At 41.1% G+C, this 22,901-nt stretch carries 19 protein-coding genes; 2 read left to right on the forward strand and 17 right to left on the reverse strand.

Annotation, left to right across the window (positions count from 1 at the left end; genetic code table 11):
* Positions 1–12: 12 nt before the first annotated feature.
* The gene (locus IGI89_RS15540) at positions 13–3,588 is read right to left on the reverse strand and encodes a SpaA isopeptide-forming pilin-related protein (RefSeq protein WP_430601530.1); all 3,576 of its coding nucleotides are present in this window, start codon (positions 3,586–3,588) and stop codon (positions 13–15) included.
* Between the two features lie 343 nt (positions 3,589–3,931).
* Between IGI89_RS15540 and IGI89_RS15545 the strand changes: the two genes are divergently transcribed.
* Positions 3,932–5,425: a helix-turn-helix domain-containing protein gene (locus IGI89_RS15545; RefSeq protein WP_086372724.1), complete on the forward strand. Its 1,494-nt coding sequence runs from the start codon at positions 3,932–3,934 to the stop codon at positions 5,423–5,425.
* A 134-nt stretch (positions 5,426–5,559) separates the two neighbouring features.
* Here the strand turns inward: IGI89_RS15545 and lepB are convergent, their stop codons facing one another.
* The 7 genes from lepB to IGI89_RS15580 all read right to left on the reverse strand — a co-directional run bounded on the left by lepB (position 5,560) and on the right by IGI89_RS15580 (position 11,073).
* Positions 5,560–6,108, reverse strand: coding sequence for a signal peptidase I (gene lepB, locus IGI89_RS15550; protein ID WP_086299602.1), 549 nt, complete (start codon positions 6,106–6,108; stop codon positions 5,560–5,562).
* A gap of 32 nt (positions 6,109–6,140) precedes the next feature.
* A complete protein-coding gene (locus IGI89_RS15555; RefSeq protein WP_430601529.1) occupies positions 6,141–7,571 on the reverse strand; it encodes a S41 family peptidase in 1,431 nt (476 codons plus the stop codon).
* Positions 7,572–7,647: 76 nt separating this feature from the next.
* Positions 7,648–7,869 (reverse strand): YozE family protein, encoded by a 222-nt coding sequence (locus tag IGI89_RS15560; protein ID WP_005236867.1) that lies wholly within the window; start codon positions 7,867–7,869, stop codon positions 7,648–7,650.
* A complete protein-coding gene (gene msrA, locus IGI89_RS15565) occupies positions 7,862–8,383 on the reverse strand; it encodes a peptide-methionine (S)-S-oxide reductase MsrA (RefSeq protein ID WP_430601528.1) in 522 nt (173 codons plus the stop codon). Before msrA ends, IGI89_RS15560 begins: the two co-directional genes overlap by 8 nt.
* Positions 8,383–9,033, reverse strand: coding sequence for a YpmS family protein (locus IGI89_RS15570; RefSeq protein WP_005236869.1), 651 nt, complete (start codon positions 9,031–9,033; stop codon positions 8,383–8,385). The genes msrA and IGI89_RS15570 overlap by 1 nt, the downstream gene beginning before the upstream one ends.
* Positions 9,030–10,016, reverse strand: a complete 987-nt coding sequence (locus IGI89_RS15575) for an SGNH/GDSL hydrolase family protein (RefSeq protein ID WP_086317054.1) — start codon at positions 10,014–10,016, stop codon at positions 9,030–9,032. Before IGI89_RS15575 ends, IGI89_RS15570 begins: the two co-directional genes overlap by 4 nt.
* Before the next feature lie 214 nt (positions 10,017–10,230).
* Positions 10,231–11,073: a DegV family protein gene (locus IGI89_RS15580; RefSeq protein WP_034872242.1), complete on the reverse strand. Its 843-nt coding sequence runs from the start codon at positions 11,071–11,073 to the stop codon at positions 10,231–10,233.
* A gap of 126 nt (positions 11,074–11,199) precedes the next feature.
* On the opposite strand from IGI89_RS15580, the gene trhA reads away from it, so the two are divergent.
* Entirely contained in the window at positions 11,200–11,853 is a 654-nt protein-coding gene (gene trhA / locus IGI89_RS15585) for a PAQR family membrane homeostasis protein TrhA (RefSeq protein WP_005236874.1), read from the forward strand.
* Between the two features lie 63 nt (positions 11,854–11,916).
* On the opposite strand, the gene IGI89_RS15590 is transcribed toward trhA, so the two are convergent.
* The 9 genes from IGI89_RS15590 to IGI89_RS15630 all read right to left on the reverse strand — a co-directional run bounded on the left by IGI89_RS15590 (position 11,917) and on the right by IGI89_RS15630 (position 22,800).
* Positions 11,917–12,405, reverse strand: a complete 489-nt coding sequence (locus IGI89_RS15590; RefSeq protein ID WP_008379636.1) for a dihydrofolate reductase — start codon at positions 12,403–12,405, stop codon at positions 11,917–11,919.
* A 5-nt stretch (positions 12,406–12,410) separates the two neighbouring features.
* Positions 12,411–13,157 carry a hypothetical protein gene (locus tag IGI89_RS15595; RefSeq protein ID WP_016621290.1) on the reverse strand — a complete coding sequence of 249 codons (747 nt, stop codon included), beginning with the start codon at positions 13,155–13,157 and terminating at the stop codon, positions 12,411–12,413.
* A 43-nt stretch (positions 13,158–13,200) separates the two neighbouring features.
* Positions 13,201–14,148 (reverse strand): thymidylate synthase, encoded by a 948-nt coding sequence (locus IGI89_RS15600; protein WP_005236877.1) that lies wholly within the window; start codon positions 14,146–14,148, stop codon positions 13,201–13,203.
* Positions 14,149–14,164: 16 nt separating this feature from the next.
* Complete coding sequence (locus IGI89_RS15605) at positions 14,165–16,072, reverse strand: ABC-F family ATP-binding cassette domain-containing protein (protein WP_016613211.1); 1,908 nt, start codon at positions 16,070–16,072, stop codon at positions 14,165–14,167.
* A 204-nt stretch (positions 16,073–16,276) separates the two neighbouring features.
* Positions 16,277–18,313, reverse strand: a complete 2,037-nt coding sequence (locus IGI89_RS15610; protein WP_016613210.1) for a cation:proton antiporter — start codon at positions 18,311–18,313, stop codon at positions 16,277–16,279.
* Between the two features lie 3 nt (positions 18,314–18,316).
* Positions 18,317–18,598 carry a hypothetical protein gene (locus IGI89_RS15615; protein WP_086299662.1) on the reverse strand — a complete coding sequence of 94 codons (282 nt, stop codon included), beginning with the start codon at positions 18,596–18,598 and terminating at the stop codon, positions 18,317–18,319.
* 190 nt (positions 18,599–18,788) lie between these two features.
* Positions 18,789–20,909, reverse strand: a complete 2,121-nt coding sequence (locus IGI89_RS15620) for a peptidoglycan D,D-transpeptidase FtsI family protein (protein WP_016613209.1) — start codon at positions 20,907–20,909, stop codon at positions 18,789–18,791.
* Positions 20,910–21,316: 407 nt separating this feature from the next.
* Positions 21,317–22,342 (reverse strand): LCP family glycopolymer transferase, encoded by a 1,026-nt coding sequence (locus tag IGI89_RS15625; protein ID WP_016621289.1) that lies wholly within the window; start codon positions 22,340–22,342, stop codon positions 21,317–21,319.
* A 257-nt stretch (positions 22,343–22,599) separates the two neighbouring features.
* Entirely contained in the window at positions 22,600–22,800 is a 201-nt protein-coding gene (locus tag IGI89_RS15630) for a cold-shock protein (RefSeq protein WP_005229578.1), read from the reverse strand.
* Positions 22,801–22,901: the final 101 nt, after the last annotated feature.

A 22,901-nucleotide genomic window follows, 5' to 3' on the forward strand; every position in this document is an offset into this window, starting at 1 on the left:
CTAATGGAAAAATTACTTTAATGAAGGCTTATCTTTGCGCTTAACGTGCAAATAGCTACCAGCTAAAAGGACTAGCAGACTTGCTGAAAGAATGACCATCCATCCATGCCAATTCCCTCCGGTTTCAGGAAGAGACACTTTCACTTGATTGGTTACGATCAATTCTATTTGATTGTTCTTTTCTCCAGAAACAAGAAGATTCGGTAGTCGTTCTTCATCGATAAAGACCTGACCATCCTCTTCAATCTTGATTTGGACAGGTGCTGTTAAACCTGCATAGCCTGCGGGTGTACCAGTTTCTTCCAAGGTATAGCTGCCGGGTGTGAGATCTTGGAAGTGAAATACCGCTAGTGCTTCTCCGTTTTCAGGCAGTTCGACAGTCCGTCCGTTTCCACTTAGCCGGAATTTTGCCCCCTCAAGTGCTTGTCCCAGTTCATCCTGTTTATTGACCACCAAATCAAAAGGTTTTAACTGATTGCCATGGGTAAGGGTCCAACAGTTGGCATCCCCGTCGACATTTTCCCCTTGATACTGGATTTTTCCGTCTGTACCAACGACAAATTCATAGTCACCGGCAACCGTATCATATCCGAGCGGACCGGCTGTTTCTGAGATACGATAAGCGCCAGGCTCAAGGATCGTAAATTCAGCCATCCCAACATCATCCGACGTTTCTGAGGCGATTTCTTGATAATCCCCTCCTGCTGTTTTTTGTTGCAGAGAAAAGACAGCGCCTGCTAACAATACTTGCTGCTCATTTTGCAACGTATATTTTCGAATAGCGACTGGAATTTCTGTAAACGGATTGGTAATCTCCAGGATAATCGTATGCTCGACCAGTGTGACAGGTTGTCCATCAATCGTCGCATGCCCTTGCTCATCAATATGGATCAGCCACTCTGTTTGCTTAGCCAAATGATGTCCCGCCGGTGCAGTGACTTCCTTTAAACGATACGTCTGACTTTTTTGCAACGTAGTATCTGCTGGCAGCCCGTACGTTCCATCCCCTTGATCCACAAGGGTTACTGTCTTTCCAGCGCCCGTCAATTCAAAAACAGCACCTGTCAGCTTCACCTCTCCTACAGCGGATTTTTTGATCAGATTTAATGCGAGGGGCACAAACGTCTTTGTGTTTTTCCATGTAGAAACGTCCACTCTTGTCGACTCGTAGCCTGATACTGCCAGTTCATTTGTGACTTGATAATTAAACGTTTCTCCTTGATTGTTATAAAGCGGCAGTAGACGGGTTTCTTCGTAATCCGTTCCATCCTTTTCAGAAACCGCGGAAACCTTGCTTCGTTCCCAACTTGTCTGATCTTGTGCATCGGTCTCAGTAAGTTTGAGATATCCTGTTTGCCAGCTCTCCTTGCTAGTAACTGGGCTTCTGCTTATTTCAAAATAGACAGATTCTGGGCGACTTGACGTATCGCCATCGTATTCCTCCCAGACTTTTTTGATCGTCAACTCTTTCCCAGGTGCTTTGGCAGAAGGCACACCAAACAATGCCTTTTGATCGGACTGATGATTCGGATAAAACACCGTTTCTCCATTCATTTGATACCAAGTATCTGGTTTAAAATCCGCTGCTTCCGTTTGAATCCGCACTTGATAATGAATTTGCAGTTCCTGTCCTTCGCCTAAATAAAGACCAGAAGCATTGAGTGTATTGTCAGATATCGTGACCTCAGGCTGCACCGTTAGAGCAGCAGAACCGACACTTTTGATGGACAAGCTATTTTCTTCGTATAAAAATGGTTGCGAAATGGGGTCAGTAATCTCTCCATCAGTGACTGTCGCCGAAATATGAAGGGCTTTTTTCTCGAGATAGTCGGCAATATCCGCTGCTTCATTGGCTGACTCATAATAAAGATGCCCCTCTTCATCAGCAGAAACCATCTGTCTCATTTTGTTCTCAACATCGGCCTTTGTATACCCAGCTGTTTGATCCCCTTGCAGTTGAATCCCCAATCCGTGAATCTCAATCCCGCGCTCTTTTAACGCCATCGCCTCACCGATCGTGGCGACAAACGTATTGTTGATCCATTTAGAGTTACCGTACTGATCAGATGCAAAATACCCGTTGTAGAGATGTGAAGTATTCATCGGCTGGTCTTGAGAAAGAGAAAAGGCGGTTCCATAATAACTACCATCTGCTTGTGTATGCACTTTGGACACATGATAACTGTAGGTCGGCACGCCATCTGTTAGCAAAACGATGACTTTCTTATGTCCATTTTGCGTTGATAGCATATCCCCAGCTTGGCGCAGCCCTCTTTGGGTAAAGGTCCCCCCAGCTGCTGTTTCTGGCGTCATCGTTCGGATCGTCTCTTTGACTTCAGAAAATTTTCCTAACTGGCAGGTTTTGTTTTGGTAATTGTTACCATCACTGGAATAACCGACATAGCCCATGTAAACACTGTCTTGAATGCCGCTTCCTTCAATTTGATTCAAAAAGCGATCCACACCTTTTTTTACTTCAGTGATGCGTCCCATCTCATTCATACTCCCTGACCAATCCACTACCAACACAACATCGATCGGATCAATTTGGCGTTGAACATTCCCTCGTACATTTAGGTAGACATCAAACAGTCCTGGAGTATTCGTCTCTTTTGCAAATTTCCGTAAAGCAAAATCCGCTTCATCTCCCACACCACCATACTCAATATACGAGTTGATCAAATTTTCTGGATCACCATTCCATGTAGCTACGCCATCCCAGGTTTCGCCTGCATCTTTGTTCCCCTGATGATTTAAGACATTGCTCTTTTCATCAATTGTCCAATTAGCCGAAGGATACGTCCCGCTTTGGTCTGTCGTATAATCTGGTTCAATCGAAGCAAAAGCCTGTGAAACGGTCGATTTTTGATAAAGACGTTCTTGTTTAAACGGTTCAATGAGTGTTTCGTCTTCAGAAGAACTTGTCGTTGTTCCTGTTTCCTTTGTCTCTTCCTGCGTTTCTTCATTCGAAACACCTTTTGAGTCTTCATTCGACACTTGTTCCGAAGTTGACTCCGTGCCGGTTTCTGCAGCTTGTGAATCAGTTGAGCTGACTTCCACCCTATCTGAGGAAGCAGATTCTGTCGCAAGCGGAATGTCAACTATCAATTCATCCAAAGACGCCAATTTGTGCGATTCTTGATTTTCGTGATCATATTCTTCAATCTGAATCGCCAACTTCAGTTTTTTTGTTTCACTAGGTAGTTGAAACGTTACTTCTTGTTCACAGGGTGTTTGCAAGAAGTCTTGTGTTGTTAGCCAAGACTGCGCGGATTCATCCTCAATAAAAACCATCTCTTTGTTGTTCGTTTTCGTTAGCGGTTGTTCTTTTGTTTCATCAAGTGCATATAATTGTAGCCAGATGCGTTGCTGTTTGTTTTTTTGTGATAGCTGATATCGTAAAGTAAATTGATTGCCCTCCCGTTGACCTGTCAGCTTGATCTGCTCCGTTTCGGTAATAGCGATCGTATTTTCTTCTTGTGCACTTGCTGTCCCATTTGTTTGCAAACTCGAATAAATGAAAAATAATATCCCCCCTAACATACAGAAAATGAAAGAGAACCAGTGGTGTCTCTTTGTCAAAAACATAAAAAGACCTCCTTTCAAAGAATCAAAAATTACAAGCTGATGATACAAGAAAGAAGCGAAAGACACCTCTTTTTTTTATTTTCTGAAAAACAGGAAAAATTTACGCATCTGTAGTTATTCATAAATAAAAAAAGTTTTTTATTTCAAAGCGTAACCAATTAACCAACGTTATTTAATAACTAAAAAAAACTAGCGTTTTTCACATGCGATTTCTATTTTTGTTCTTTATGAGACAGCTCTGGCAAAAATTTGTCTCAGTTTTTCTAAAAAAAAGCAAAAGTTTTGAGACGTGTCTTTACACAGTAATATAAATAAGTTATTAATAAAATAAGAAGGTGATCATTTGATTGAAAAAATACTCTTAGATACCCGAGCATTAGACAAAATCGGACTCTACGGAAAACTACTATCAATTGCTCCGGGTGAATACAACATAGAGTTCGTGAAAAATCTGACCCATTTAAGTGCAACGAGATTGAAAAGTTTACTTTCCTCGATCCAAGAGGACCTGCAAAACCTCTCCCCAGTAAATCTTTCATTACATAAAAACACCCTTAGTCTCCCTAAAAATTTGATTGAATACAATCAATATCAGCAGTTTTTAGCCCAAGAAAGTATTTCTTATAAAATGTTGTTAAGTATCTTGACCAATCAAGATGAAAGTTTGCTGGCATTTTGCCAAAGAAACTATATCAGTCGTTCGACTTGTTTCCGACAAACGAAAAAGCTTCAGGATCATTTAAAGGAATTTAACGTAACCTTAAATCAATCCGCCATGACGCTTATCGGTTCAGAGATGGTGATTCGCATCTTATTGTTTAATTTTATCTGGCACATTTCTTTAGGGGATAGTTTGGTGAAGGCCTTTGACCAAGAGATCGAAGAGCTTTTTGTTACCTATGAAGGAACGAAATACAAAAGCAAGTATGAAATTGGCAAAAAAGAAGCCTTACTTCATTGCAAGATTTGTCTGTTTCGTTTAAAGGATGGTCACAAGACAAATCTTTATCAGTTAACGAACCGATCATTTATCCCCAGTGGTGAAAAGCTTGATTTCTTCTCTGCTTTCTTTATGATCATTGATTCAGCAATAGACATTCTTGAGATCAATTCTTTGTTCTTTCTTTTTTATTACTGGCCGATGCTGACTTCTGCCAAAGATGTGCGTCTTCCGATTGTAACGGATTGTTACAATCACGAAAAGCTAGAATTAAAAGAGCTGATGACTGAGTTTGAAGAACATTGCCAAAAATTTCTCTGTGATTTTGACTTCGACCATCAGTCGTTCCTTTATATGAATACATATCTTACGTTGTTGAAGTTCTGTATATTTAAGCAAAAAGTCCCCCTTTCGAATTTTTTCGAAGCAAATGTCATTAAGGATAAATACCCATTACATACGATTTTGACAAATACCATTCAAAGTTTTTGGCGTAAAATAGCAAATCGTAAAGGTTATGAGTGGTTAAAAACCTGTTATACCGATCTTGCTTTTTATCAAGCCTGTTTGCTTTATCCCATTTACATTGAAAAGGAACAAAAATATAAACTTAAAGTTGCTTTTGTCTATGTATCTAACTACTTGGTTTCCATGGAAGTTTTTAATATATGTGAACGGTTGCCCTACGTTGAAATTGAACGGATCACGCTGCCAACTGAAGAACCTTTTGACTTTTATATTTTGAGCTCACCACAGCTTTTACCCCCTTTTACAACCGAAGAAAACTCGGCGATCATTGATTTTTGTCGCTATCGTGATTTTGAAACGAATTTATGTCAGAAACTATCGAATGCTTTTAATGAAAAAATAAAAAAATTAACAGCAATTAGTGACTAAACAAACGCTTTTTTCGATGCTAACCATTTCCCTTTGGAAAAAGAATAAAAAGCTAGACAAAATCCCCCCTTGGAATCAACGGATAATTCCAAGGGGGGGATTCATTATTTAATTATTTATTGATTTTACACAAACTAAATCAATCGAATATGAGTCAATGGATAATAAACAAAACGAGCATTGCCTAAAATGGCCTCTCCTGATATTGGTCCAAAGGAACGGCTATCTTTGGAGGCACGTCGATTGTCTCCAATGACAAAGTAACTATCTTTCCCTAACTTCTCAACACCTAATAAAGATTCCAAATCAAAGTCATTGGTGTAAGAGACAGACTCGTGATCATTGCTGCGGTTCTTCACTAGAAAATCTTCATCTACCGGTTCATCATCAATGTAAAGCTGATCATTGACATATTTTACTGACTCACCCGGTAAGCCAATCACCCGCTTGATATAGGTCGAACCATCCGGCAACTGGAAAACAACGACATCAAAACGTTGGATGGGCGAAATCTTCTCAATGACCACCATGTCTCCTTGTTTTAAGGTTCCTTCCATCGAATTTCCTTCAACAGGAACTGGGATCAACAAGAATGCCCGAATCAAGAATGCTGTTGCAAAAGCGATCAACGCATATTTCACTACTAGCCAAAAACGATCAACCCAGAATTTTTTCGCCTCCACACGTCTGCCTCCTCTCCAATTTTTCACTTAGTTTATTCTTCAGAAAGCAAGGACAGTGCTTTTAAATATGCTGGGTCCTCTGCTTTGAGTTTCTCCGTTACTTCTTTTTCGATCGCTTGGGCAGTGTCTGCATCGACTTCCCCAGTCACTTTTAAATCATTAGCCTCTTGAAAAGTCTTCACTGCTGCTGTCGTCTCATCATTGAAGGTATCACCACTAGTGGCATACCCTAACGCTTTAAGAAATTGATTTAGGTTATTGACTGCCGTTGATGATTGTCCAGTTTTTAAGGCATTGTCCCGTGGTAATGGCGGGAAATACGCATACTCTGGATAGTCCTCTTCATAATCCGGCATCACACCTTGATCATTGACCCAATTTTCATCCGGTGTCAGCCATTTCATGACCGTCATTTTTAATTCACTATTATCCCCCAGATCCTTCACGTTCTGAACAGTTCCCTTGCCGAAGGTTTCTGTACCAACAACTGGGATATCCGCTGATTCTTGCAAGGCTGCGGCAAAAATCTCCGATGCAGAGGCACTGCCGCCATCGACTAAAACAACGACCGGCTCTGTGACTTTGAATCCTTCATCCAATGCTTCGCTCGCTTTGGTCTCACTGACCACCCCTTGATTGTTGGCAAACTTCACGATCGTTTGGCCGTTTTCTAAAAACATACTTGCCATGATCTGTACTTGGTCCAGCAATCCGCCAGGATTTTGTCTTAAATCCAAAACAAACGACTTTGCGCCGGCTTCTCGCAGTTCGGTGATGGTTTCTTTCAACTCAGCTGCTGTGTTTTCACCAAAGGAAGTAATATCGATACGACCGATTGTGTCATTATTTTCAGCAATTTCTCCATGGACTGTTTCGATTGGGATCACATCACGAGTGATCTCCACATCAAAGGTGTCCTGATCACGTTGAATCGTTAAGGTGACTTTCGTCCCTTTTTCACCACGAATCTTTCCCACAACTTCAGATAATTCCTGTCCCTGCGTATCTTCACCGTCTACCTTGACGATTCGGTCATTGATCCGCAGACCACTTTTTTCAGCAGGCGTATTTTTTATCGGCGCTTGTGCGACTTCTGGATAGTCTTCAACGATCGACAAGGTAGCACCAATCCCTTCAAAACTTCCAGAAAGTGATTGTTCTAAGTTATCCGCATCTGATTGGTTCAAATACGTCGTATAAGGATCATCTAGCGCATCAGTCATCCCTTGAAGGGCACCTTCTATCAAGGCATCCTCATCAACTTCTTGGTAATAATTCGCAAGGATTTGGTCATATAGCGACTGGATTTTCTCCATTCCGCTGGCTTCTGTGGTCGTTTCTGTCACCGGTTGCGTCGTCTGCTGATTTTGCTGAGCCGTTTGCCATAAATAGACACCGCCTCCTGACAAAATTGCGACACAAACGAGAGAAACGATATATCGGCTCGTCGTTAAACCTTTCATTCACAACACCTCTCTGAGAAAAAACAGCTCCGTTCTGCGGATTTTATGCAACCATACAAAACGAAGAATCGTTTTTTTATTTGTTATTTTCGAGATACTCTGCCCAGATACGATCAAAAATATCCATGGATGGCAAATAATCAACATTTAGTTCCAGATAAGAAGAGACTTCATCATAGTCATCGCTGTGCTTCGGAAACTGGATATCATGACTTGCATGAGTAGCAAAGATCTGGGCCTCATCTGTATGACTCGGTCCTTTGACTGCCATTAAATAGGTATAAAAACTTTTACGCATGTTCTTGCTCCCAATGATTTTCTAAAAAGGATGCTCTACGTGCATGATTGCGAGCAAAATTCTCAGGATTCTTTTTGTAATACTCTTGGTGCTCTTCTTCCGCTAAATAAAAGGGTTGGGCTGGTTCGATCGTGGTCACGATCGGATCGGTAAATCGACCGGAAGCCTGAAGCGCCTCTTTGCTGGCTTCGGCTTTTTTCCGCTGCTCTTCATTAAAATAGAAGATAGCCGGACGATAATTGTCGCCGCGATCTTCAAATTGACCAAAAGCATCTGTCGGATCCGTTTGCTGCCAATAGATCGTCAAAAGGTCTTCATAACTGATTTTTTCAGGATCAAAAATGATTTCCACTGCTTCTGTATGCCCGGTTTGATGGCTTTTGACCTCTTCATAAGACGGATTTTCGGTATGTCCTGCGGTATAGCCGGAAAAAATTGAATGCACCCCTTCTAATTCATCAAAGGGTTGGATCATACACCAAAAGCACCCACCGGCAAAAATTGCTCGTTCCATTATTCATCCTCCGTTTCAGCTGGTAAATATAAACTCATTTGAATTTCATCATCCACAAGATTGATTTTGTTGGCTTTGATAAACAAGCCATTTTGCATACGGAATTGATCCAAACGTATCAAAATGATTTGTTCATCGGCATTGACATCGATCCAATCAGGAAATTTAAAACTACGTTTGATCATTTTCATTACTTCACTGGTGGGCAGATCCAAGGTGCCGATTGATAAGCTTTTGGCTTTCAATTGAACGTTACCTTCTTCGGTCACGTAAGGATCAAAATAGAGATAGAAGGTGATAGGAAATCCTAATACTTGAAACTCTCCCGTCAACAATGCCTCATTTCTTAGCTCAAAATTATACTTGACCTCTTGATCTTTTTGAAAATCTGACAGATAAAAATCAATCAATTGGTTGACCTGGCTCTTGTTGCTGTTAACGGTCAGAACAGGACTGCCCTCCCGTTGAACAAGTTCAGCACTTTCATTTAAGCCGGTTTCTCGCTGTTGAAAAATTCTTGAAGCAAAGAAAACCGTTGTGCCTAAAAGGATACCGACCAACACTAGAAAAGCAATTTTCCAGTAGTTGATCGATTTTTTTTTCGTTGCAGCTGTTTTTTCCGGCTGCTTCGTTGATTCGCTTGGTTTCATTTTGCTTCCTCCTCTAGCAACCAATAATTTTGCGTTTTGATCACTTCATCGCGAACGGCATTCGCCATCAGTTGATACCCAAGATTATTGGGATGGAAGCGATCGCCTTCATACAAAACATTGTTTGTGATATTATTCCCGACAGTTTGCGATGAGTCAGTTGTCGTTGAAGTACTGCTTTGTGATTCATCCGAAGCTGTCGTCGATGAATCAGATAAGCGTTCTGTGTCCGATGATTCGGCAGTTTTCTCTGATTCTCCTTCTTCTGTATCAGCAATACCGACCTCATCACTTAACCCTTTATAGAGCAAATCGTTGATAGGAATAAAAAAGGCATTGTCTTGCTGATTGACGAACGTTTCCGTTTGTTTATTCCAGTTATCAATGATCGTCTGCATATCCGTGATTTCTGGGAAATTCAGATAAAATGGATTGTAGATGCCCAAGACATAGATTGGTGCATCACTATTCAAATCGCGGATTTGAGCAAACAAGTCTTTTAAACGTTCCTGGTAATCTTCCATCGGTTCCGTAAACGTCTCAATGCTCAAGCCGAAGAAATTGCTCTGAATCACTTTTAGTACGTCGTTACCGCCGACAGTCAAGGTAATCAAATCCGCTTGACTAAGATCTTGGCGTAAGTCTTCATCGTTTTTCACTCGCTTTAAAATCTGATCGCTTCTTTCACCAGCGACCCCATAATTTTTAGTTACCAAATTGCTCAAATCATAGCGATCCTCTAGATCCCCAGCCAAAATTGGCACAAAGCCACCACGAGCTGTTTCATCACCAACCCCTTCTGTCAAGGAATCCCCAAGAGCGAGATATTCAATGGCGGATTTTTTCGAATCATTGGCTGCTAGCTTGTCCACAGGGGTCAGCAATGGTTGGGCTTTGGGAACAGTAAAATGAAACAGTAAGCCAGTTCCAATAGCTATCAATCCCACAACGAGTAGATAAGTTACTAATTTCTTCCATTTCACAGGTATTCAAACTCCTTTGTAATCTTTGCTATTTTAACAAAATTCTCATAAAATTCCTAGTCGCAATCCTTCAAACTTAAGAAAGAAAACAGCTACCTGCCAAAGAGTCGACAAGCAAAGGCAGCTTCTTTTTTTGTTTTTTCTTCCTGACAGCTTGTCATACGCCAAAAAGCGATTCGTCATTAAACGAATCGCTGAAAGAAAACATGCTTTTTTATTCCGTACTATAAGTAATCGCAAAGGCACCTTTACCTGTGTGAGTGGCGATGATCGGTGTCGTGTGCAACAAGGGGATATCCAACTCGGGGAATAGTTCCGCTAATTCCTTTTGGAAACGTTCTGTGATTTCTAACCCTTCAGCATGAGAAATACCAATTTTCGTCACTTTAGGCATACTCTTCAGTTCAGCTTTTAACTCTTCAAACCATTTATTGAAGGTCTTGACACCACGTCCTTTGACGACTGGAATCAGTTCTGAATGATCAAAATCCATAATCACTTTCATGTTCAGCAAACTCGATAAAAGACCTTTGGCACGACTGATACGACCGCCTTTTACTAAGTTTTCTAACGTTGAAACGCCGATAAATAATTTCGTATGCTCCCGCACCAAATCCACCTCTGGTAAAACTTCTTCTAGTGTCTTACCGGCTTTAGCCAATTCTGCTGCCCTAATCACTTGAAAAGCCAACGCTTGGTCTGTCGTGTCACTATCGATCACGGTGACTTTGGCTTTTGATAAATGACTGGCTTGACGAGCCGCTTCCACGGTTCCGCTAAGCCCTTTGGTCATATGAATCGATAGTATTTCACTGCCATCTTTGCCTAATTCATCATATAGTTCTACAAAATGACCGATTGGCGGCTGGCTAGTTTTAGGTAATTCTTTGGCTTGCGCCATCATTTGCATAAATTTTTCTCCCGGCAGCGTTTCATCATCTGGATAAACGACACCATCGATCATTACAGATAAAGGCACGACATGGATAGCCAAAGCATCACGGACACTTGGTTCCATCGTACTGGAAGAATCTGTCACAATTTTAAGATTTGCCATCATATATTCACTCTCTCTTTAAATCAAGTCTTTTTTCGTGGTAAAATAACCACAGACCATTTATACTAAGTATAACAGAGAGAAAATTTTTTTTCATCTAATTTCGATTCGAAAGGACGGTGCCGAATGCAGCACATGAAGTTTAGTCGCAGATATTTGATCGTCAATGAAGTATTAAATGCAGTAACCCACGGGATCGGATTAGGACTGAGTATCGCAGGACTGGTCATCCTCTTAATCAAGGGGGCAAATCTAGGGTCACCTATCCATATCGTTTCCTATGCCATTTATGGGTCGATGATGATTTTGCTCTTCCTCTTTTCTACCTTATTTCACAGTTTGATTTTTACCAAAGCAAAAAAGGTCTTCCAAGTCTTTGATCATGCCTCCATTTTCTTGCTGATCGCCGGAAGCTATACACCTTTTTGCTTGCTTAGTATCCAAGGCTGGCTTGGCTGGTCACTCTTTGTCTTGATTTGGCTACTAGCAATTAGCGGCATCGTTTATAAGTCACTGACTCTTCATAAAAAAGAGACTGTCTCAAAAATCTCCACCCTGATCTACATCATCATGGGCTGGCTATGTGTCGTCGCCTTTAAACCTCTGATCGAACATTTAGGCTACTGGGGAACATTTTTACTAGCAAGCGGTGGTGTTTCTTATACTGTAGGTGCGCTATTCTATAGTTTAAAATCCGTTCGATTCATGCATGTGGTTTGGCACTTATTCGTTATGTTAGGTGCTGGACTGATGTACTTCTCCGTCTTGTTGTATACCTAAAAATGAAGCATTGCTTACAAACAAAGAACAGGAAACTTTCGCTGCAGAAAGCTTCCTGTTCTTTTATTTTCTATGATAAAATTCAAATTGATGGGGATAACGGTTCTTTTCATCGACGATCCCATCGATCACATGATCAAGTTTCCATTGCGCCCAATCAATCTCTGGGAAATACACATCTCCGTTAAATTCCGCAGCGATCACTGTACGGTACAATTGATCGCAATCGTCAATCATCGCTTCAAAAACACCCGCTCCACCAGTTAAAAAAACGGGATGCTCTTGTTGCTTCACATACGCTAAGATTTCCTCTCGGTCATGCATCACTAACGCGCCGTTGGCTTGATAGTGTGGATCACTTGTCAAAACGATCGTCGTACGCTGCGGCAGTAATCTTTTTCCCATGCCTTCAAAGGTTTTGCGCCCCATTATAATCGTATTATTGATGGTTTGCTCTTTAAAAAATTTCAAATCATTCGGCAAATGCCACGGCAGTGTGCCATCCGCTCCGATCAAACCCTTTTGATCTTGTGCCCAAAGTGCGATCAACATAAAAATTACATCCCTTCTGTATAAAATGATTCCGAAATAGTAGCAGCAACCTGCAGCCGCTGCATCAGCTGAAAAGCTGATTCATGCTCAAATGAATCTTTGTTGCGCTCATCAAAGCGCAAGCCATCACAGGCTTGGTAAACAATTGTGCCGCCGCTTCTTTGGACATTTCTCGGCCATTCCCCATCGTTTAAACGCGCGTTGTTGTTTTTCAGTAAGGTCGGTATCAGGGAGATAGGAAAGAGAGCACTACCAGCTGCGACATCAATTTCTTGTATTTGAAAAAAGTCAGCTGCGATCTCGTTGATCAAGCGCTCCGTTCTTTGCCACGTTTGCGGATGACTCGCAAACGCCCTTGCAGTTCGTCCTAGGATACAATACGTATTCTCTGGTAACGGCTGTTTGCTTATTGCCACAAGTTCTTCTGGATACGTCTCGATCCAAGTCACTACGCGATCAAAATCACAAATATGCAATGAATCCAGCATTGGTAAATTATGCTGTGCAGCAAAAACAAGTCTTCTGCGGGCATCCGCCGCCCCTTTTGCTGGTATAAAAATGGCAGTGCACTGCTGATTTGATCGAATGGCTTCTTTTAGCTCCGGCACTGTTTCCTCGGATACGGATAGCCAAACTGCATCATAGTGCTGATGCAAGAAATCAATGCATTGATCAATGAGCAATGCATGAATCGATCCAGCATGTCTCTGATGAAAGGTCGCCGCAAAGCCTCGTTTGTGGGTATTTTCTATTACGCCTCATTCCTTTCTTTATGAAATGAAACCAAACAACCACTTAAACTGCGATCGGTGCTTTGATTGTTGGATGCGGATCATACCCTGCCAGGGTAATATCTTCCATTTCAAAATCAAAGATTGACTGTTTTTCAGGATTTAACTGTAAGCTTGGCGCCGGACGTACTGAACGAGTCAACTGTTCCTTCATCTGTTCTATATGATTACTGTACAGATGAGCATCACCTAATGTATGGATAAAATCTCCGACTTCTAGTCCAGTTTCATGAGCAATCAGGTGCGTTAATAGCGCATAACTAGCAATATTAAAGGGAACGCCTAAAAAGACATCGGCACTGCGTTGATATAACTGACAGCTTAAGCGACCATCATGAACATAAAATTGAAACATCGTGTGACAAGGGGGCAACGCCATCGTCGGTACATCTTCTGGATTCCAAGCAGAGACGATCAAACGACGAGAGTCTGGCGTTGTTTTGATCATCTCGATCACTTCTTTGATTTGATCGATAAACCCACCCGTACTTTTTTCCCAATGGCGCCATTGGTACCCATAAACATGACCCAAATCGCCGAAGGTTTCAGCGAATGTATCATCAGATAAGATTTTTTCACAAAACTGTTTCAACTCATGTTGGTACTGTTCATTGAAAGCTTCATCCACTAAGGAACGACGGCCAAAGTCCGTCATGTCAGGACCTGTGTAAGCATCACTTTTAATATAGCGTTCAAACGCCCATTCATCCCAAATGTGGTTATTATGTTCTAGGAGATAACGAATGTTGGTATCTCCTTTTAGAAACCACAATAATTCGCTTTTGATCAAGCCAAAAGGAACTCTCTTGGTTGTCAACAATGGAAAGCCTTGGGACAGATCAAAACGCATTTGGTGACCAAAGACACTGCGTGTTCCCGTTCCGGTACGATCACTTTTATCATTGCCTTCTGCTAATATTTTTCTTCCTAGATCTAAATATGCTTGTTCCATCGTTCTCTCCTTTACTCTACACAAATTCGCTCAAATATTCCCAACGATCCATTTTTTCTGCAAGTTGCGTTTCAACCTCGCTGATTTCTTGCTGTAATTTTTGGAGCTTGGTAAAGTCAGCTCCTTGATGATTCATCTCTTCAGTCAAAGTGGCAGCTTTTTCTTCTAACACCGCGATATCATCTTCAATTGTCGCCCACTCTTTTTGTTCCATATAACTCAGTTTCTTTTTGACAGGCGCTGCAGCAGACTCCTCACTATCAGCAGAAAGCGAATCGTTTTTTGATTCTTTTGGCTCTAGTACACTTGAACTAGCTTTATTGGTATTGGCTGCTAAGTACTCATTAATGGAACCAAAGTAGGACTTAATCCTGCCGTCTCCTTCGAAGATCAGCAATTTTTGGGCAACTTTATCTAAAAAGTAGCGGTCATGGGAAACAGTGATCACTGCACCTGGGAATGTTTCCAAATAATTTTCCAAAATCGTCAGGGTATCAATATCCAAATCGTTGGTCGGTTCATCTAACAAGAGAACATTTGGCTGTCCAATCAATAGCTTGAGTAAAAATAGTCGTCGTTTTTCTCCGCCAGATAGCTTGCCGATCTTAGTGCCGTGCATGGATCGCGGAAACAAAAACTGTTCCAGCATTTCTGCGACACTGACTTGTGAGCCATCCACTTTTTGCACTTCCTCGGCTGCTTCTTGCAAATAAGCAATCATTCGCTGATCAGGGTTCATCGCTTCAATCGTTTGCGTATAATAAGCCATTTTCACAGTCACGCCAATCGTACGCTCCCCTTCTTCTAAAGGCAGGTGACCAGCTAAAATATTGAGCAACGTTGATTTGCCCGCACCGTTTTCTCCTGTGATCCCTAAGCGTTCTCTTGATTGAATCAACAAATCAAAGTGAGACAAAATCGTTTTGTTTTCAATCTGGAAACTCGCATCTTTTAGCTCTAAGACTTGTTTGCCTAAGCGTGTCGTAGCAACATCAATGGCCACTTCGCCGTTACGTTTTACTTGATGTAGGTTTTCTTTTAAATCATCGAAACGATCGATCCGTGCCTGTTGTTTCGTTGTACGGGCCTTTGCTCCGGTGCGAATCCAAGCCAACTCATGTTTGTATAACTGCTTGCGCTTGTCTTCTTGCGTCTCCTCCACTCGTTCTCGTTCTGATCGAGCATGAAGATACGTCTCGTAATTGCCTTGATATTCATGCAGCTTGCCAAAGGACAATTCAAAGATTCGGTTAACGACTCGATCCAAAAAGTAGCGATCGTGGGTCACCATCAATAACGCACCCCGATAATTTTTTAGATAGCCTTCCAACCATTGGATCGCATCATAATCTAAGTGGTTAGTCGGTTCATCCAATAACAACAGGTCTGGTTCATCGATCAATACTTGAGCCATAGCCACTCGTTTCTTTTGACCTCCAGATAACTCACTGACCTTTTTCTTTAAATCACTGATCCCAAGTTTTTGGAGGATAATTTTGGCTGTTGTATCTGTGTTCCAAGCATCCGCTTTATTCATCGCTTCTTCTGCCAATTGATAATTGCGCTGCGTTTGTTGATCCATACCATTATTTTCTAAAGCAATCAGCGCTTTTTCATAGTCGCGAACAACGCGGATCAGCGGACTGGTCCCTTGAAAAACAGCATCTACAACGGATAATTCTTCTTGTAGCTGATTGTCTTGCGCTAAAAAGCCAATTCGATAATCTTGACTAGCAAAAACAGTTTGGCGATCACCATCTCCACGATCCAAACCTGCTAAGATTCGCAGCAAACTTGATTTCCCCGTGCCATTGACACCGATCAAACCGATCCGATCTTTTTCATGTATCAGAAAAGAAAGCTGATCAAACAGTGTTTTTTCACCGTAAGTTTTGGTTAATTCACTTACTTTTAATTCTTTCACAGAATCCCTCCTGAGTTTTTTCTTCGCTCATTGTACCACATTTCATCCGAGGAAACGATGAGAGAAAGGAGCAGTTTTTGCAATAAAAAAGAATGCCTTCGTCAGTTTATTCCCTCTGATCATCGATGTTGATCATCTTTTAGGAATAACCTGACGGAGACACTCCATAAAACGTGCATCAAGTTGCGCGCCTTTAGAGACATATTATCGGCGGAACATCCGCTGTTTCGGTTGTTCTTCCGCTCGAGACATCGCATACGATTCTAACAGATTGACATTGCGTCGGTACTCATTTGCAGAAATCGTTGAAATTTTCTCAGCCACTTCATATTCATCGATCGTCTTGCGCTCAAGATAATAGCCCCAAAGGACTTTCTTAACAAAAATCGGGTCTTGCTCAATCATGATCGTTTCAATGAAATTGCTATGTTCAAACCGTTTGATGCTCATTTCTCGTTGACGAATAAAGAAATTGATCAGCGAGGAATCATAAACATCTTCTAAATTGCTCAAACTGTGAAAAATGTATTCGCTGTTTTTTAAGTAGATTTTTTGTACTTCAGAAATGTCTCGTTGTTTCAAGGCATCTTTCAGTTGCTGCTGCCGCTGTAAAAACAAACGTGGATGGATCAGTACACGAATAAAACGCTGAATAAAGAAGAGCCAAAAACTAAAGAATGAGAGAATTTGTTTTGCGAGGGAATGCTGCTGCTGAGAAATAAAGCGTGAATAAAAACGATAGCCATTTAGGCTGACTTTCCCATTTCGATAAGCTTCATCCAAGCCGTCTTGTTCGATCGATAAGATCAATCCTTGAATTTCTTGGATTTCTTGTTTTTCTGAATCAGTCAAACTATTGCGATACAATTCCCAACGACGATTTTCATAGGAATTGATGACAGCATCGATCGCTAAGCGACCTTTATCAGAAAGCTCTTGTTTTTCTTCTGCTTCCAATTGTTCGATGACGTCTTCTAAGATCAGCAAGTGATTGAAGTCGACACTTTCGGCAGCTTCACCATCTGCCAAATAAGGTAAGACCATCACGCTGATGATCAATGTCAGCAAAATTACACAGGCGGTCAAAAACAGGAGCAAGCTCCGTTCCTGAAACGGTGTCTCATGCACCATCACCGGTAAAATGAAGATGGCTGCCAAACTGACTGTTCCCTTGACGCCACCAAAGGTCAACAAGGCGACTTGATTCATGGATACTTGTTTTTTTGACTGTAAGAACCAATAATAAAATAGCAAAAAGATAAAACGTACGAGGAAAATCACCGCTGTGACGACTAAAATCGTGATGACTAGATGCCAGTTTGCATAGTTTTTGCTTTCCCAGATCGGTGAAAAGACTTGTGACAACTCGATCCCTAGAAAGAGAAACACTAATGCGTTCAATGTAAAGACAATGGTCGACCATGTGCTTTCCGAAATGTTCGCTAATTCTGCATCAAACAACGAGATCCGGCGTTTTCTTTGGGCTTGGGCTACACCTGCCACAACTGCTGCGATAATCCCTGAGACGCCAATCATTTCTGCCAGCAAATAGGCAGCAAATGGCAAGAGCAGTTCAATCAATAAGTATACTGTGACATCTTGTGCCGAGATTTTTTCAATAAAACGTAAAATCCGGCGTTTCAGCCATACTATCAAGTAACCGACAAGCCCGCCACCGATACTAGAGAAAAGAAGTTGGAAGCCTGCGTTGGCTGCTGAAAAACTCCCGGTAGTCAAAGCCACGATAGCAAACTGTAATGCGGTAACCCCCGAAGCATCGTTCAGTAAGCCCTCGCCTTCAAGAATATGCATAATGTTTTTGGAAATTTTCAAACGCTTTGCTAATGAGGAGACTGCCACCGCATCAGTTGGTCCTAACGCAGCCCCGAAAGCGAAGCAAGCAGCCAGAGGTATCGTCGGCATCAACCAATGGAGGGTTCCGCCGACCGCAAACAGCGTCATTAACACGCCACCAAAAGCCAAAAACAGCACGATCTTGCTGTTTTTTAGGATCTCAGGTACATCTGCTCGTTCCCCTTCTCGAAATAGCAATGGACCAATGATCATTACTAAAAACATTTCCGGTTCAAAGGCGATCTCTTGACCCATTTCTGTAAGACCTAATAAAATTCCTAAGATGATTTGAATAAAAAAGATCGGTACTGAGGGCAATATTTTGCTCGCCACATTTGATAATGTGACAAGAATTGCAATGATAATGACGAGTTCAATAAATTCCATCCATTACCCTCTTTTCTTTCGAATGGCTAATAACAGCTCAAGAAAATCTTCTTTTTTTAAAAGGATCTTGTCGTTTAGAAGACCTAACTCCTTTTCGTTATTTTCAATCTCGCATTGGACACGCCGTGATTCCAAGCGATATAAATCGTGTTTCATTCGTTCAAATTTTCGGAAAAGCAATGGATTTTTCCGTTGCAAATAATCCCGAATCTCCTTTTTTTCAGATGGTGTAAATTGTCCCAACTGCTTCATTAGTTCTTGCTTACTTAAACATTCCTTGTTCATAATTACGTTTTTTACCCCTTTTATCATCAGTTTATCTTTTTATTTAACGTGCAAATCAAAATTATCTCTTGACCGCTAGTATTCTAAGCCAATCATTCAAAAATAGCAAGTCTTTCTCACTAAATGTTGGTTTTCTATCAGTTTTCTTATAAAACAAAAAAACCGCAGTCTTCACTGCGATTTTTTATGCTTATTTCATATATAAGTCGTAGTAAGCATCCATGATCTCTTTGGCGATTTGAATATTTGGATGGGTATCTGTGTCGCCTTTTAATTGAGGCATTACGATCGCAATCGCAATATCCGCATCACTGCTTGGCCCGTAGGCAACGATGTTTAGGTTAACTAAGCTGATGGTATTGCCATTACTATCCACAATTGGTGTTTCGGCAGTACCTGTTTTGGCAGAGACCTCCATTTTCGCAGAAGCCAAGCCTTTGGCAGTTGCCCAAGCATCCGTTCCATGAACTGCATCATAAAATCCATTTTGAACAATTTGCATTTGAGCATCTGTTAAACCAACTTCATTCAATACCGTTGGTTCGATCTCTTCGATCAGTGAGCCAAGACCGCCAGTTTCATCATTGCCGTAAATACCGTCGACGATATGAGGCTGCAATCTTTTGCCACCATTAGCAACGGTTGCTGCATATTGTGCCAGCTGCAACGTGGTATAGGTATCAAACTGACCAAAAGCCAAGTCAAGGATCTTCCCACCATCACTGACGGGGTCCATATTATCGATCGATGTGCTGATACCAGTCGCTTCTCCAGGTAAATCGATCCCAGTTTCAGTTCCCATACCAAAAGAGGCAAAAGACGAACGTAGTTTTTCATAGACATCCCCTTGACGATCCACTGTTGGAATCGAGATACCTGACTGATAATTGATGCCCATCAAACGTAAAGCGACTTGCATCATATAGGAGTTAGAAGAAACTTCCAACGCCTGCTCCGCAGAAAGGTTACGATTATTTGCCCCAGTTGGGTTGAAAATTGAGGCTTTTACATCGGAGCCAATTCTGATTGGTTGATCCAATAACACTTCATTGCCGTTTAAGACCCCATTTTCCCAGCCAGCAGCCAAAGTCCCTGCTTTGACAACGGACCCTGGTACAAAGGAATTAATGAAGGTACCAATGGCATTTTCCTGCAATTCATTTGAACCTGTATCATGATGATAGCCGGACATTGACAAAACGCCGCCGGTTTTTGGATTTAACGCCACTGCGTAAACCCCTGGAGAATATTCTGCTGCCCCAGAATCAATCAGTTTTTGGAAATTGTCTTGCAAGATTTTATCAACTCTCGCTTGAAACTCAGCATCTAATGTTAATACAAGGTTATCCCCTTTTGCCCCAGCAAAGGTTTCTTTTTGACTTTCAATATTATTATTGTTATCAAGGGAAATCTCGGAAATGGATTTTGTGCCTTGTAAGACTTCTTCATACTGCTGCTCTAAATAACTACGTCCAACGCGATCATTACGAGCATAGCCTTTTTCTAAAAATTCATCCAAAACTTCTTCCGGAATCCCTTGTTCTTCACTAGTCACCGTTCCGATCAAACTAGCCAGAGAACTTCCTTCAACGATGTTTCTCGTCCAATCAGTCCCCGTGGAGATTCCCGGTAAATCAACCATATTTTCAGCGACAACAGCTAATTCACGGTCAGACACATCCGACGTCTTAATAAAGACCGTACTCAAAGATTGGGCGCTATTCATCCGCTTAAAAATCGTGGCTGCTTCTAATTCTGCATCAGAGAAATTGATTTCATCTTCTGTCACTTTATCAACGGTTGCCGCATATTGTTCAGAAGTACCTAAAGAACGCTCTTCATCACTCAATCGGTCAGTTGCTGCTTCAAGATTTTCTTCATCGGCCAGCCAAAAGTCCTTAAGATCACGATCAGACAAGTTTTTGTCCACAGGTACTTCGATCAACTCGCTCAATTTTTTGGCCGTTTCTAATAAATCTTGAGCGGTCATTTTGTTTCCGCGGGTAAATGTGATTGCTGCATTGGCTTGATTTTCCACCAGCGCTTTTCCAGAAGCGTCATAGATCATTCCCCGAGGGGCGCTTCCTTTGACTTCCACTACAGATGAAGCTTTCAACTGCTGCTCAATATTGTCGCCATTGACGATCTGTAGATAGCCTAATTGAACGATCAAGGACACAAACAAAGCAAAAATAATAAAAAACAAAAAGTTCAATCGAAATGGAACATGAGATTTGCGATACGATTTAGCCTTTGGTTCTTCTGGCCCCTTGCGTATCCCTTGGACAACTTTATCTTTCAAATTCTTCATCTCATCTATCCTTCCAATCTATAATGACTACTGTCCTATTTTACCAAAAAATTCGATTCGAAACAGAAAAAACAAAAAATATCCATTAATCCTTAGAAAAAACTATAAAAATTGGCGTGAATCCGAGTAAATGTTTCACAGTTTGATTGTTTCATTTTCATTCTTTCATGAAAAAATTGTTTTTTTAAGCTTTCTTATGTTTTTTCATTTGATGGTTTCGTGAAACAAGATTTACATTTCTTTTTTTGTGGAAAACTAGATCGATTGAAGCGAGAGGAGCTTTCATATAAACGAAAAATCGACACACAAGCAGTTGCCCATGTATCGATTCCGCTATCCTATCAAACAGTTGAAGGAGACGTACAAACCGACACACCCTCAATTGATCGAAAGACAGCTATATGGATCTATTCACTCGCACCCTCGCCATCGGAAAAGACTGCACTGTCATCGTAGAACTGATAGTTGACATAGCCTTGTGTATGTTCATCTCCTTGTGAGAGCTGATTGTTTTGAGGGAGGGCCAGTTGTTCTCTGAGTGTATTTTGCATGTGTAAGAGCTGATTGACCCCTAAAAGCTGATAGTAGACATCATTCAACATTTGCCCCTCCCCTTGAAGCTGCTCTTGATGAATCGTCGTAAAAGCAGGTAAATAGTTCTTTGCGACATCCAGCATATCGTCCCATGTTAGATCTGTCTTTGAATTTTTTTCAACAGCTTTTAATATTTTCTGATAATTATTGATTCCATCCAAACTCATCACTTTTTTTAAAATTTTTGTTACAACTTCTCGTTGTCTTTTCTGCCTACCAATATCTCCTTCTGGGTCTTCTTTACGCATACGTGCATAAGCTAGACCAGTTTTCCCATTTAAAGTGATTTTTCCTTTCGGAACATGGACTCCCTCGAGCGTAAAGTCGATATCATTCGTTACTTCGATTCCACCAACTGCATCAATCAAATCTCTCATCCCTTGCATGTTGATTGTCACATAATGATCGATCGGTATATCCAAAAGATTTTCCACAGAATCCATTGCCATGGCTTCTCCCCCAAAAGCGTATGCATGATTTAACTTGTCTAAAGTTCCATACCCGATGATTTGAGTAAATATATCCCTGTCCAAGCTAACGATCGTAGATTGCTTTTTTTCTGGATTTACTGTAACAACCATCATACTATCTGAACGACCTTGCTCGGTCCTTCCTAAAGCTCCGGTATCAATTCCTAGTAACAAGATAGAAAAAGGTTCTCTTTTTTCAATGTTGACAGTTTCTGAACGCCTTTTTGTGTTTCGATCAACTGGTTTAGAAATATGTTCAAAAGTTGAACTTGTATCATTATAAACTTGCAAACCGTACACAGTTAATCCGATAATTCCCAGGACCAAAATCCCTAATATTCCTATTACTATTCTTTGATATTTTCGCATCTTGCACCTCGTCCGATAAAAAATAACAATCGACTAAATTTTCGCATAATTTATATCATAGAGCAATCTCATTTGTTATAAAACATTTGTTTTAATAAAAATGTAATGTAAATGAAACAAAATGCAAGGATTCCTCCCTTGAAGGAAAGAAACAGTTTTCTCATTCTTTTCTTTCATGGTTTTGCCAGAAACTATCTAGACCGAAAAAAAACCTTGCTTAGCTGCAAGGCTTTTCAGTCGATTCTTTAATTAGGTAATTAGACTTTGGTTACTTCCGCTGCCTGCGGCCCGCGGGCACCTTCAACGATCGTAAATTCAACTTCTTGACCTTCTTCAAGTGATTTAAAACCGTCTCCTTGAATGGCAGAAAAGTGAACAAATACATCATCGCCACCGTCAACTGTAATAAAACCAAACCCTTTTTCGTTGTTGAACCATTTTACTTTCCCATGTTCCATAGTGTGTAAAGCCTCCAATAATTATAATCCGACGATTCCGTCGCCTTTATTATAGCGGATTATGTAAGCGTTAGCAATATCAAAACGACTCTTTCTATTCA

This window comes from Enterococcus sp. AZ141 (assembly GCF_051714385.1).
GTDB lineage: Bacteria > Bacillota > Bacilli > Lactobacillales > Enterococcaceae > Enterococcus_D > Enterococcus_D entomosocium.